The 12,462-nt window shown below is 49.9% G+C and carries 13 protein-coding genes; 2 read left to right on the top strand and 11 right to left on the bottom strand.

Annotated elements, in window-relative coordinates; translation table 11 throughout:
- Positions 1-5: 5 nt before the first annotated feature.
- From WH37_RS02955 to yyaC, 7 genes are all read right to left on the bottom strand, one after another.
- On the bottom strand, positions 6-872 hold the full coding sequence (locus WH37_RS02955; RefSeq protein ID WP_046229075.1) for a YitT family protein: 867 nt from the start codon (positions 870-872) through the stop codon (positions 6-8).
- A gap of 128 nt (positions 873-1,000) precedes the next feature.
- Positions 1,001-1,357 (bottom strand): hypothetical protein, encoded by a 357-nt coding sequence (locus tag WH37_RS02950; protein WP_052736768.1) that lies wholly within the window; start codon positions 1,355-1,357, stop codon positions 1,001-1,003.
- Between the two features lie 167 nt (positions 1,358-1,524).
- Positions 1,525-2,604 (bottom strand): HD-GYP domain-containing protein, encoded by a 1,080-nt coding sequence (locus WH37_RS02945; protein WP_046229074.1) that lies wholly within the window; start codon positions 2,602-2,604, stop codon positions 1,525-1,527.
- A gap of 210 nt (positions 2,605-2,814) precedes the next feature.
- Complete coding sequence (locus WH37_RS02940; protein WP_046229073.1) at positions 2,815-3,990, bottom strand: class I SAM-dependent methyltransferase; 1,176 nt, start codon at positions 3,988-3,990, stop codon at positions 2,815-2,817.
- 2 nt (positions 3,991-3,992) lie between these two features.
- The gene (locus tag WH37_RS02935; protein WP_046229072.1) at positions 3,993-4,640 is read right to left on the bottom strand and encodes a DUF6483 family protein; all 648 of its coding nucleotides are present in this window, start codon (positions 4,638-4,640) and stop codon (positions 3,993-3,995) included.
- 47 nt (positions 4,641-4,687) lie between these two features.
- Complete coding sequence (locus tag WH37_RS02930; RefSeq protein WP_231594097.1) at positions 4,688-5,566, bottom strand: alpha/beta fold hydrolase; 879 nt, start codon at positions 5,564-5,566, stop codon at positions 4,688-4,690.
- Positions 5,559-6,107 carry a spore protease YyaC gene (gene yyaC, locus WH37_RS02925; protein ID WP_046229071.1) on the bottom strand — a complete coding sequence of 183 codons (549 nt, stop codon included), beginning with the start codon at positions 6,105-6,107 and terminating at the stop codon, positions 5,559-5,561. Before yyaC ends, WH37_RS02930 begins: the two co-directional genes overlap by 8 nt.
- A gap of 217 nt (positions 6,108-6,324) precedes the next feature.
- Between yyaC and WH37_RS02920 the strand changes: the two genes are divergently transcribed.
- Positions 6,325-6,552: a DUF1128 domain-containing protein gene (locus WH37_RS02920; RefSeq protein ID WP_046229070.1), complete on the top strand. Its 228-nt coding sequence runs from the start codon at positions 6,325-6,327 to the stop codon at positions 6,550-6,552.
- Between the two features lie 101 nt (positions 6,553-6,653).
- On the opposite strand, the gene WH37_RS02915 is transcribed toward WH37_RS02920, so the two are convergent.
- The 4 genes from WH37_RS02915 to WH37_RS02900 all read right to left on the bottom strand — a co-directional run bounded on the left by WH37_RS02915 (position 6,654) and on the right by WH37_RS02900 (position 11,314).
- A complete protein-coding gene (locus tag WH37_RS02915) occupies positions 6,654-7,127 on the bottom strand; it encodes a hypothetical protein (protein WP_046229069.1) in 474 nt (157 codons plus the stop codon).
- 185 nt (positions 7,128-7,312) lie between these two features.
- Positions 7,313-8,902: a UDP-glucose--hexose-1-phosphate uridylyltransferase gene (locus tag WH37_RS02910; protein WP_046229068.1), complete on the bottom strand. Its 1,590-nt coding sequence runs from the start codon at positions 8,900-8,902 to the stop codon at positions 7,313-7,315.
- Positions 8,903-8,928: 26 nt separating this feature from the next.
- Positions 8,929-9,927 carry a UDP-glucose 4-epimerase GalE gene (gene galE, locus WH37_RS02905; protein ID WP_046229067.1) on the bottom strand — a complete coding sequence of 333 codons (999 nt, stop codon included), beginning with the start codon at positions 9,925-9,927 and terminating at the stop codon, positions 8,929-8,931.
- 214 nt (positions 9,928-10,141) lie between these two features.
- The gene (locus WH37_RS02900; protein WP_046229178.1) at positions 10,142-11,314 is read right to left on the bottom strand and encodes a galactokinase; all 1,173 of its coding nucleotides are present in this window, start codon (positions 11,312-11,314) and stop codon (positions 10,142-10,144) included.
- A gap of 213 nt (positions 11,315-11,527) precedes the next feature.
- On the opposite strand from WH37_RS02900, the gene WH37_RS02895 reads away from it, so the two are divergent.
- Complete coding sequence (locus tag WH37_RS02895) at positions 11,528-12,394, top strand: AraC family transcriptional regulator (RefSeq protein ID WP_046229066.1); 867 nt, start codon at positions 11,528-11,530, stop codon at positions 12,392-12,394.
- Positions 12,395-12,462: the final 68 nt, after the last annotated feature.

Genomic DNA, 12,462 nt, shown 5'->3' with positions numbered 1-12,462 from the left:
CTTTGCTAGTGAATATCCCGCTTCTTGAAGCGTCCGCCCTTCACATCATGAATGTTGCCAACGGCCAGAAAAGCAGCCGGATCAAGCTCCTGCACAATCGATTTCATCTTTGCCTCTTCCAGCCGGGTGATCACGCAAAAAATAATCCTTTTCTGCCCGCCGGTAAAGCCGCCCTCGCCGTGCAAATAAGTGACGCCGCGGCCGAGACGGCTCATAATTGCTGCTCCAATCTCATTCCAACTTTCGCTAATAATCCAGACGGCCTTCGATTCCTGGAAGCCTTCAATCGTAATATCGATCATTTTGAAGGCTATAAAGTAAGAAAATAGAGAGTACATCGCCCGATCCCAACCGAATACAAAGCCGGCGCTGCACAATATAAAAAGATTAAAAAACATCACGACTTCACCTACCGAAAACGGCAGGCGCTTATTGCTCAAAATCGCGACAATTTCCGTCCCGTCCAGCGATCCGCCAAACCGGATAACAAGCCCGACCCCAGCTCCTAATATGACGCCGCCGAAAATAGCGGCCAGCACATATTCGCTCGTAATCGCCTTAACCGGATGCAGTAAAAACGTGCCTAACGACATCACGCTGACGCCATATAGCGTCGATAAAGCAAAGGTTTTCCCAATTTGCTTGTACCCTAGCAGCAGAAAAGGAAGATTTAATAAGAACAAAAACAAGCCGAGCGGCAGCCCCGTAAAATGGGATACGATGATGGAAATGCCTACAATTCCGCCGTCGATAATATGGTTCGGCACCAGAAAAATCTCTAAAGCTACAGATACTAGCGCAGCCCCAATTGTAATAAATAGAATTCTGCGAAAAATATCCAGCTTGGATAAAGTATGATGCTGCACAACCATATGTATCAAAGCTCCCCCTTTATACATCTATCCCCATATTACATGAAGATAGAGAAGATTCAAAGAGAAAGCAAAATCCTCCTGCCCTCTCCGGCTGCCATAAGCGGAAAGTGCAAGAGGATCTGAAGCTAGCCGATTACCGCGAAGGTTTGTACCCCTGCCGGAATGAAAGCCGTACGGAACAGTACGCCATTCGAATTGAACAAACGAATCGTGTAAGATACGTTTGTCAGCGTCTCAATCTGGTTAAACCTGACGACACCGAAACGGTCAAACGCCGCAATCGCAACCACAGTATTGCCTCTAAACAGACGGGCAAAAAAACCGGTCGTATTAAACGGCACGCCACTGGTCGTAACCCATACAACCGTCAGACGGTTAAAGGTCGGGCCTCCGCTTTGAAGCCTCTTTGTCCCGGTTACCTTGCTGATCACTTTTCCTGTACCCTTAGGGCCTAAATACGGGGGTCTCATTTTTTTTGACATTATACCACCACTCCTTTTTGCGCTTGTCGCCTTAACAGCTTATGCAGCATAAGGAATGCTTGTATAGTCAAGCCCCTAGCCTAGCGAACACATTTATATTCTTGCTCTTCTTAACAGCTCTGCGGGAAAAAGCTGCCTCAATGTGTAACAAAGTCTCGCCTTTGAAGTTACAGTTCTTTGACTATCGTCAAATACATGTCGTCCTTGAGCTCAATTTCAAAAGGAGCTGCCGGATGCGAGCCATCGGCTTCACGAATAATGCGTACGCGTGGACGATGCAGCGCCAGCTCATTGTTCGCTGTAACGACGGCGGTCTGGCCAGAACTGAGCAGCAGCGTCGTCGCCACCGGATAAATGGAAATATGGCGGCAAAAGAGCTTGATCAGCTCAAAATCAAAGTATGTATTGCCAGCCGCGAATAGAAATTCGATGGCTTCCGTTGGCGTATATCTTTTGCGATAGGGCCGCGGGGAAGTCAGTGCGTCATATACATCGGCAAGTCCGACGATTTGGGCAAACATATGAATATCATCATGCTTAAGCCCGCGCGGATAGCCCGAGCCGTCATAACGCTCATGATGCTGCAATGCGCAGTGGGCCGATACGAGGGAAATATCATGATATTTCCGTAAAATATCGAAGCCCTCCATCGCGTGGCCCTGCATAATTTTGCGGTCTGCATCGGATAGCGGCCCTTTATTCGCCAGCAGAGGCTGAGGCAGCTTCGTCATGCCGATATCAAACAGCAGCGCGCCAATGCCCAAATCCTCCAGCTGGTTGCGATTGAAGCCCTTGGCAATTCCAATAACGCCGGCAAGCACCGCCACATTGACCGAATGCTGAAACAAATAGGCATCCGCCGAATGAATGCTGGTCAAATTGACCGCCATGTTTGGCCTGCTCGCGAGGTCCTGCATAATGGACCCGAATACCGAACGGAATGTCCGTCCAATGTCCGGGGCAATCGTCCGCCCTTTTAGGGCGGGCTCTTTGAACGCATTCATCGTCGCAGAAACAGCTTCCGCCGCTTTTTTGCGCGTCTCGTCGCGAATGCTGTCCTCGGGCATAATATCTTCCGTGTCCTTATCTTCAATAAACACAAAATCATAGCCCATATTTTCAAGCCTATTAATAAAACGGTCATTCATCTCCACGCCTGCGCCGAGCAGCACGCTGCCGTTATCCTGAAAAATAGTTTTGGCAAGCCTGTCCCCCGGCTGCACCATGCCAATCTGAACTTTTCTCATTTCCTTGTTTCCCGCCTTTAACCATGATAACGCTAGTAATCGGCATCTATAATTAAGTCGCTATCATCCATGCATTCATAAACCAATTTCCCAAGCGTAAACGGCTGTCGCCGTCCTCTGGCGGCAAAGCTACCGTTTCGCGGGTGAAATATAAGCCGTTTATAAGGGTGAAACTTATAAATGCTTATATTTAAAAAAACGATATACTTGCTAGTTTGCGGGCAAACGTCCGGCAAGCAGTTTCTCAAGACTAGGTGCTATCTGTAGAAAATTACGGAACTGCTCGTATTGCTCCCATTTTTTCACTTGTGTGCCGGACTCGCTGCGAACTGCTCGAATGAGCAGATTTTTTGGCGTATGCTCCGGATCAACAAACTCCAGCATTTGAACTTTATAGCCCAGCACCTCTAGCAGCGTGCCGCGGGCAGCATCGGTTGCAATAGCGGCGAACCGCTCTTTGAGCAAGCCTTGCGATAAAATAGGGGCGAGTGCATCGCTGCTCACCTGCTTGAACAACTCATGCTGGCAGCAAGGCACGGACATAATGACCGAGGCTCCCCAGCCGACTGCCTTGGCAAGCGCAGCATCGGTAGCCGTGTCACAAGCATGAAGCGTCACAACCATATCCGCTTCGCTCACACCATCATAATCAGCAATATCTCCTACCATAAATGACAGTTTATCATAACCGAGCGTATGTGCAAGCTCTGAACAAAAAGTGATGACATCTGCCTTTAAATCAAGGCCGATAATGCGGATATCCCGATTTTGCTCTACCGCAAGCAGATGGTAAAGGGCAAACGTCAAATACGATTTGCCGCAGCCGAAATCGATAATCGTTAGCGGCTTGCCCTGTGGAAGCTGAGGCAGCACATCGGTCACCATCTCCAGGAAGCGGTTGATCTGCCTGAACTTATCCTGCTTTTTCGCATGGACCTTGCCTTCCGGCGTCATAATGCCCAGCTCCACCATAAACGGCGCCGCCTGCCCTTCGGCAATGACGCGCTGCTTCTGGCGGTTGTGCTGCTGCTCGGTGCTGGCCGCACTAGCGGTTGGCGGCTTTCTTAGCAAAGTCGGCTTGCCTTTTTTGCTAAGAAGCAGCTGTATATCTGCTTCCTGCGTTTTGAGAAGCGCCTGGCGATATTGCTCGTCTAGCAGCTCGACCAGCTTCGGCCCCGCATCCTCAGGAAGCCAATTGTTATGTATAACCTTATTCGCAAAATGAGCTTCAAATTGATAATGAAGGCCATTTTTCAACTGCACGGGACGAATGATGATTTTGGGTGCTGCGTCTCCATCCTTGCGGCGAAGCTGGCTCAGCGTTCCCTGCAAAAGCCCGCCCGTTTCTGTCAGGCGGCAAATATCCTGCTGCCACTGTTCTGTCATTGCTATTGCTCCATCTCCAGGCTGTTAAGCCCTGTTCTGATTTCCTCGATCGGCAAGCCGCCAGCGGCAAGCTTGTCCTCCTGAAAAGGAAGCAGCCGCATATAAAACGCGGCTACCTCGCCTTTGTCCGCTGCGCCGTCATCAAGCAGCTCGTACCAAATATTTTCAGCGAGCGCGAAAGCTCCCTCTGATTCATGCCACTCGGCAACCAGAAGCTTCGTTCGAGAGGGCAGCTCGTATGGCGACAGCTTGTCCAGCAAAATTACTACCTCTTCGCTCGAGTTTGTAAGCGTCGGCGGTGCATCAATGAGTGAAAGCCGCATAAACAAGTGCAGGGCCTTTAAACTGTGCGCGAAGCTTTCCGCTTCTTTGCCCAAATCCTCATACAACTCCGCCTCCTGCTTGAACAAAATCGCGATTGCCTGGATATTGTCAGTCTCTACGACACCGTTTTTCGTCATAACCGCGAGCAAATCCTCATCTGACAACGTACGGATCAGCTTGCCGCTTAGCCCAAACCTGCGATCCAACAGCTCGTCAATGACGACAAGCGCGTCCTCCTGCTTCAGCTCTCGCCTCAGTTGCATCACTTGTCCGACCGCTTCCGTCATCTGCTCGATCATACGCATAAAATAATCCCGTTGAAACATCGCTCCGTGCCCCTTTCTCTGCGCAGCTCCCCGCTCTTATGCTTTATTTAGCCCAACTTATATAGCGGAGCAATAAAGCTGCTGATTGCCTCTGCGCAAGCTTCCGGCTGTTCCAGCATGCTCATGTGGCCAGCATCTTTAAGCAGCACCTGCTTAATCGAGGGGCCTTCGAATAACAGCGTCCGCTCCGGTGGAACGATTTGATCGCCTTCTCCGGCAAGCAGCAGCACGGGAAGCTTGGCTTCACGCAAAATGCCCGTCCGATCAGGCCTTGCTTTCATTCCGGACGCCGCAGCGATCGCTCCCGTTCCGCCCGTCTGGTAGCCAATCGCCTTCACACGCGCCACCTTGTCTGGCAGCTTGCCCAGATTATCTGGAGCAAACAGCTTTTGCGACATGCCGTCAATAACCTGCTCCAGCTGACCCTGCTTAATTAGATTTATCGTATTGTCCCGATTGTCCTTCGCTGCCTCGCTGTCCGCAAGAGCTGTAGAATGCACGAGCCCGAATGCCGCCAACTGTTCCGCATACCGTTCTGCAAAAGCCAATGCGATGTAGCCGCCAAGCGAATGGCCGAGCAGGCACACTTTATCTAGACGAAGATGTTCAAGAATAGCGTAAAGATCATCTGCATACAATTCCATGGTAGCGTCAAGATTGGCGGAAGCCGTGGATAAGCCATGACCGCGCAGATCAGGAATGATCAGGCGCGACTGGCGAGCAAGTATTGGTGCAACCTCTTCCCAATAGGCCGAGCTGCCGCAGTAGCCATGCAGCAGCACAAGCACGGGAGAGGAGTGGCCTGCCTTTGAATCTGAGTCTTTTGCTCCAGCTTGCCATTTTAACGCTTCTGAGTCGTAAAAGCTAAGCTCGGTGCCTTCCTCGAGCATCAGCTTTTGATTCGCCAGGGAAACCCAATTAGCCAAAATAAACACGCTCCTCTTCTGTCCATTTCAATATGCGTTTGCTGCCGGGCCATGCTTGTGCAATCGCCGCTGCCAACTGCTCCGCCATTTGCATGACGTGATACAGCGATGTCGTCTGAATCGTTATGTAAGGCTTGTGGCTTAATGCATTCACAACGCCTGCAATGCTGTAATGTCCGACGGGAGGCAGTCTGCGGCCCGTTGCTGCTCCCGGCTGGAGCGGACCCGCTTTCGCCAGAAAGGCTCCAACCGACTGCGGCTTGCCGAGGCAAGCATCAATCGCAATGACGACTGTACAATTTTCTGCATCGAGAACCGCCTGTTCTACTGCATAGGCATCACACGGCTGCTCCATTGTGCCAATCACATGCTCCCAGCCCTGCTCCCGCAGCAGGGTGCCAACGAGAGGCCCAAAGCAATCTCCTGTTGAACGGTCAGTACCAATACATACGAAGGAAATATCGCTTCTATTCGGGTACTGACTGGCAATCGGAGCCAGAAATTCAGTTATTTCGCGATTGAAACGATCTGACTGCTCCATCTTCCTTCTCCTTTAAGCTATGCTTCCTATTACGATTTATCGGCGTTCATTCATGCTCTACTTTGATGATTGCCCATCCTGCTATTAATTGTATCGGATTTATCGGCTCTATTCAATTTGTCTGATGCCTGTCCTTAAATTATGTTACAATGACGGCATTAGTATGAAACAGCAGGCGCATGCATCCATGCCCTGAATGATGAAGGAGGATTTACCCATGCTAGATCTTGAACAGCAAACGCCTCAAAATATTGAATTTATGATTGATACCATCAAAACAAAATTAAAGATGGCTTCGGCTGCCGCAATGCAGGCTTCTCACTTCAATATTACGCAATACGAAGACATTAAGGAATTGTATGAGGTCGTTGCAGGCAAAGAAAAATTCAGTATCAGTGAAGTAGAAGCCCTAGTATCAGAGCTAGGCAAGCTAAGGAACAAGTAGTACAGCTCTTCAAGTAATACCATTTAAATACATTATATTACACCCTTCGACAACACAAGAAAACCGGTGGCAATCGCAAGAGCTGCCCCGGTTTTTTTGTGTTATTCTTCTGTTGTTTCCGATTCCTTGACTGCTACAGCTGCTGCTGCTTCAAGAGACAGTGAAATGGCAACCTGTTTCTGCTCGCCTTTCAGGAAGAAAGCAAGGCGTTCCAGCTTCTCTGCAAGTTCAGCACCGCTAAGCGTTGTGTTTAAGTTGTAGTTGAACTGGTCTGCTGGAAGCTTGAGCTCCTGCTGAGCGTAAGAAGGCTGTCCTCTCCATCCACGTTCAAATCCACCACCCGATTGTGAAGACAGATGATCGGGAACCGGGTAGAACTTGTCCGACTTATTTACAACCCGCTCATAGATGCGAAGTTTCTTAAGGAGCATGTAATACTGAGCGGAATGTTTGAAATCCCAAGCTTCACGAATATCTTTCAGCGTATAATCCATTTTCCATCTTTTCAGCTTTTCCACTTGCTCATCCGAATTCAACTGCAGAAAATCATCTAAAGGCATAATAGTTTCTGGCATATTAACTCCTCCATCTAACTTGTAGTGTTGGCGATCACAATAAAACATTAGTAACGTAAATACTATTTTTAATCATATAAAAAATACCATAATTTTTTACACTTTTCAAATTAATTATTTCACAGATTAAAAGCTGGCTCTCAATCCCCTTAGGATCGAAAGCCAGCTTCGCGGTTCAGCCTAGATTATTCAGTTTGCAAACCTATGAAAAACAGGAACTTTTGAAAACTTTCTTTTCCGGCATCATTGCGCTTGTACACGCCCGCGTCCTTCAGCACATCGAGGAACTTTGCACCCGTCTGAGCTTCCACGTACGTCTGAGCTTCGCTCTCCGAGCAGGCCGTTCCATAACGCGCTACCAGCTCTCTAATCCACTCAGCATGCTTGTGAAGCGGATGAGCGCTTTCCTGCAGGGCAGCATCCATAGTCGCCGCTCCCGTCAAGTAAGCGGCAATTTGGCCCAGCTCCGTTGCCAGTCTGCCTGGCAAAACAGCCAGACCCATCACTTCAATCAGGCCGATATTTTCTTTTTTGATATGATGCAGGTTCTGATGGGGATGAAAAATCCCGTCGGGATGCTCGTCGCTCGTCCGATTGTTGCGAAGCACAAGATCGACCTCGTACTCGCCGTTGTCGCGCAGTCTGGCGATCGGCGTAATCGTATTATGCGGCGTCTGTGCCGCAGCCCCAACACCTGCGGTAAATGCGAGAACGTCAGCATCCGCGTCGCTGTAGCCGCGCCAAGCATCAAGCAGGCTGCAGGCCGCCTTCAGCACATCGGCTTTCGAAGCGCCATTGACCCGAACAACGGACATTGGCCAGCTTACGATGCCGTATTTGACGCCTGGCAGCTCCGGATTAACGAAGCTGGCTTCCACCCCTGCCGCTTCCATCGGGAACGTGTGACGTCCTGCCTGGAAGTGGTCGTGGCTCAGAATCGAGCCGCCAACAATCGGCAAGTCGGCATTGGAGCCGATAAAATAATGCGGATACTGCTCCACGAAATCGAGCAATCTCGCAAACGAGGAGTGCGAAATCGCCATCGGCTCATGCGCGCCCTTGAATACGATGCTGTGCTCGTTGTAATACACATAAGGCGAATATTGAAAATACCATTGCTCTGCCTGCAAGGTCAGCGGCAGTACGCGCAGATTTTGCCGCGCGGGATGATCGGCGCGTCCGGCGTAGCCTACATTTTCAGCACAGAGCAGGCACTGTGGATATTTGGCTTGCGGCAGCGTCTTGAGCAGCGCAATTTCCTTTGGATCCTTTTCTGGCTTGGACAGGTTGATTGTAATCTCCAGATTGCCGTAATCCGTATCGTACAGCCAATATTTATTTTTGCGAATGCGATCCATACGGATGTAGTTGGAGTCAATATTCAGCTTATAGAAGGCATCCGTCGCCTTGGAGATGCCCTCTGCTTCTGCTGTTCGCTCGAAAGCGGCTACCGTTTCCGAAGGGCGCGGCATGAGCAAGCCCATAATGCGCGCATCCAGCAAATCGCGATAGGTCGTAATATTTTCCTCAATCAGGCCGATGCTGTGGCCATAATCGAGCAGCTCCTCCAATATCGAAACCGCGCTATCCAGCTGCTCTTCAGCTATTTCGCCTTCATGCGGCTCCGTAAAGCCGAACAAATCAAGCAGCGCATTGCGGGCTGCATGAATATCCAGCTTATGAAGCAAGCCTTCGCGGTATGCAAATCCAATCAATCTTTCAATATTAACAAGCGCCCTCGCCGCGTTTGCAGCGGCTGTCTGGCTGTCAGTCATGCGGAAACCGCTCCTTCCTCTTGCTCCTACTCCTGTGTTTTACCTTTGTAGCCTTGCGGATTCGCTACATGCCAGTTCCATGCGCTGCGGATAATATCCTCAAGCTTATTGCGCTTCGGATTCCAGCCTAGTTCGCTACGGGCACGATTCGATGCCGCTACTAGTACAGCTGGGTCGCCAGAACGACGCGGCTCGATCACGGCCTTTATCTCGCGTTCGGTTACTAAACGTGCAATGTCAATCACTTGCTTAACGGAGAAGCCCTGTCCATTGCCGAGGTTATAAATCGAGCTGTCCGCACCAGTACGCAACCGTTCTACGGCAAGCACATGCGCGTCCGCAAGATCGCTGACATGGATGTAGTCGCGGATGCAAGTGCCATCCTCCGTGTCATAATCTTCGCCGAACACGGAAATATGCGGGCGCTGTCCAAGCGCTGCCTGCAGCACGATAGGAATAAGATGTGATTCCGGATTGTGGTCTTCGCCGATCAGGCCGCTCTCATGAGCGCCAGCTGCGTTGAAGTAGCGCAAAGATACGAATTTCAAGCCATGCGCAACATCGAACCATTTCATCATTTTTTCCATTGCCAGCTTCGTTTCGCCATAGGCATTAGTCGGCAGTGTACGGTCGTACTCGTCGATTGGCACGTTTTCCGGCTCGCCATAGGTTGCTGCTGTGGAGGAGAAGACGATTTTGAGCACGTTGTGCTCGATCATTTTTTCAAGCAGGCATAATGTGCCATAAACGTTGTTATGGTAGTATTTTCCTGGATTTTGCATGCTTTCCCCTACGAGTGAATTAGCTGCAAAATGAATGACGGCATCAATGCTGTTTTCCTTAAATACCGTTTCCAGAAAATCCTTATCGCGCAAATCTCCAACGTACAGCTTTCCGCCTGTTACTGCCGCACGATGCCCTTGCTCCAAATTGTCGACGACGACGATTTCCTCGCCCCGCTCTTTAAGTGACGCTACTGCATGCGATCCGATATACCCTGCTCCACCTGTTACCAATACTGCCATTGTGTTTTCCCTCCCATATTTGCTTGCATGTAAGCGTAAACGGCTGTCGCCGTCCTCTGGCGGCAAAGCTACCGTTTCGAGGGTGAAATATAAGCCGATTATAAGTGTGAAACTTATAAATGCTTATATTTTAAAAAAGTACCGGAAAACCTTCAGCCGTTTAACTCGCTTCATTCACTTCATTCACTTCATTCACTTCATTCGCTTAGCCTGCTTAAGCCAGCTGCTCAACGCCATTGCCAATGCTGCATACGTAGAAATCCGCTACAAGTCCAGTTGCCGCTGTGTATTCCTCGCCCACTTGCTGCTTGAAGCTCTCAATGCTGTCCTCATGAACGAGCGATACGGTGCAGCCGCCGAAGCCTGCGCCTGTCATTCGCGAGCCAAGCACGCCATCTACTTTGCGAGCCGCAGCTACCATCGCGTCCAGCTCCGCACCTGTTACTTCATACAAATCCCGCAGCGAGTCATGCGAGCCGTTCATCAGTTGGCCGAACTGTACGAGATCATCCTGTTTAAGTGCCTCCATCGATTGCAATACCCGGTCGATTTCCTCGACAACATGCTGCGCGCGATTGCGGACGATATCTTCTTTGATCAGGTGCTTGCTTGCATTAAACTGCTCCAAGTTAATTTGTCCAAGCAGCGTCAGCTCAGGAAATGCCTGCTTCAAGTCTTGAACAGCTTGCTCGCATTGGCTGCGGCGCTCATTATAAGCGGAGTCCACCAATCCACGGCGCTTGTTCGTGTTGCCGATAACGAGCTTGTAGCTGCCCGATTGGAACGGAACGAGATCATATTCCAGCGTGTCGCACATGAGCAAAATCGCATGGTCCTTCTTGCCATTCGCCACAGCAAATTGGTCCATAATGCCGCATTGTACGCCATTGAATTCATTTTCCGATTTTTGCGAGAGCAGAGCAATTTGCACCTTGTCGATCGGCTGCTTTTCAAGCGTCAATAGCGCATAAGCAGTAACCACTTCGATGGAAGCCGAGGAGGATAGGCCCGCTCCGTTCGGAATTTCGCCATGGTACAGCAGATCATAGCCGGAAGTGTAGCTTACTCCGCGCTGCTGCAATTCATGGACAATCCCTTTCGGATAGTTCATCCAGTCATCTGCATCGTCATAAACGATATTTTCAAGGTCGAATTCCCGGCTCATTGGAAAATTCGTCGTTGCCAGTCCGAGCTTGCGGTCTCCGCGCGCACGAATGAGCAGCGTAGTGCCAAACGTTAAAGCAGCCGGAAAAACGTAACCGCCGTTATAATCGGTATGCTCGCCAATCAGATTCACCCGGCCTGGAGCATGAAATACTTGAATGGAGGAGGCGTCTCCACCAAATTGTTGGATAAATTTCTGTGTAAGCTCTTGAACATTTGCCACTTGCAATCACGTCCCTTTTTATCGTCTTTTGTAATTTGATGTAAGGCGATGTCTTCCCCTTCAGTATAGCGCAAGGCAAGCGGCAATTAAAATGGCGCAAAGTGCTATTTACATGGATATATGTGACTTTCAAATCGATCTTAAGACATGCTATGATTATTAAAATCCTCAAATATAGCAGTCTTTATTCCCATTTGCAGGCAGGTGTAATGAATGACCAGACCAGAGAACTATAAAGTCGCCTCAAGCCCTATGATCATCGAAAATGATCTGCTGCATGTGTTGTTCGCAGGTGAAAGCCAGACGAAGCCCGCGCATCGCTTGGGCCCGAAAGTATATGATTTTTATTTGATGCATGTTGTGCTTGAAGGCAGCGGCATCTTCATTTGTGGCGACAACCGCTACGAGCTTCGGGCAGGGCACACGTTTCTGATTGAACCGGAACAGCTTGTCAGCTATGAATCGGATGTTCAAAATCCTTGGCGCTACCGCTGGGTTGCCTTTAGGGGGACACTGGCAGGTGGGCTGCTCGAAGCTGCAGGCTTATCCGTGGCACAGCCTGTCGTCGATACGGGTAGCAGCAAGCGGCCAGCCGTGCTTTTCCATCATATATTCCACATTTTCCGCTCGAATGCGGCGGCTGCACATTTGAAGGCAAATGGCTATCTGCAGTTGCTGCTCGCTGATTATAGCGCTGTTATGAGTGATAACGCTCGCGGCAAAGCGCTGATGGCGGATGATGAGGGGGAGCAATTGCTCCAGAAAATGATCCATTATTTATCGACGCAATATGCCCATCCTGTTTCCATTGAGCAGATGGCAGAAGCGCTTGGCTACAATCGCGCCTATTTATCGCGTTTCTTCAAACGCAAAACAGGAACGACGCCCGTCACCTTCCTGCTCAAGCTGAGAATAGACAAGGCTAGACAAATGCTTCGAGAGCGTGGAGAGCTGACGATTGAGCAAATTTCCGCGTCGGTCGGGCTGCAGGATGCGCTTTATTTTTCCAAGCAATTTCGGCGTTTTTATAACCAATCCCCTACCGCGTACCGCGAAGCGATGCGCAGCCAGAAAGAATAGTACGCAAGCCGCATTCCTTGTAATACGGTGAGGCCAGTATGGGACATATTAGTGGTACGACAATTGAA

The organism is Paenibacillus algorifonticola (genome assembly GCF_000971975.1).
Classification (GTDB): Bacteria; Bacillota; Bacilli; order Paenibacillales; family Paenibacillaceae; genus Pristimantibacillus; species Pristimantibacillus algorifonticola.
The sequence above is the reverse complement of the archived record's forward strand: the minus strand, read 5'-3'. Positions and strand labels throughout refer to the sequence as shown.

Coding starts and splice junctions, on each gene's coding strand:
- WH37_RS02895 (WP_046229066.1), top strand. CDS start 11,528: ATGACCAGACCAGAGAACTATAAAGTCGCCTCAAGCCCTATGATCATC.
- WH37_RS02950 (WP_052736768.1), bottom strand. CDS start 1,357: ATGTCAAAAAAAATGAGACCCCCGTATTTAGGCCCTAAGGGTACAGGA.
- WH37_RS02915 (WP_046229069.1), bottom strand. CDS start 7,127: ATGCCAGAAACTATTATGCCTTTAGATGATTTTCTGCAGTTGAATTCG.
- WH37_RS02935 (WP_046229072.1), bottom strand. CDS start 4,640: ATGTTTCAACGGGATTATTTTATGCGTATGATCGAGCAGATGACGGAA.
- WH37_RS02945 (WP_046229074.1), bottom strand. CDS start 2,604: ATGAGAAAAGTTCAGATTGGCATGGTGCAGCCGGGGGACAGGCTTGCC.
- WH37_RS02910 (WP_046229068.1), bottom strand. CDS start 8,902: ATGACTGACAGCCAGACAGCCGCTGCAAACGCGGCGAGGGCGCTTGTT.
- yyaC (WP_046229071.1), bottom strand. CDS start 6,107: ATGGAGCAGTCAGATCGTTTCAATCGCGAAATAACTGAATTTCTGGCT.
- WH37_RS02940 (WP_046229073.1), bottom strand. CDS start 3,990: ATGACAGAACAGTGGCAGCAGGATATTTGCCGCCTGACAGAAACGGGC.
- WH37_RS02955 (WP_046229075.1), bottom strand. CDS start 872: ATGGTTGTGCAGCATCATACTTTATCCAAGCTGGATATTTTTCGCAGA.
- WH37_RS02920 (WP_046229070.1), top strand. CDS start 6,325: ATGCTAGATCTTGAACAGCAAACGCCTCAAAATATTGAATTTATGATT.
- galE (WP_046229067.1), bottom strand. CDS start 9,927: ATGGCAGTATTGGTAACAGGTGGAGCAGGGTATATCGGATCGCATGCA.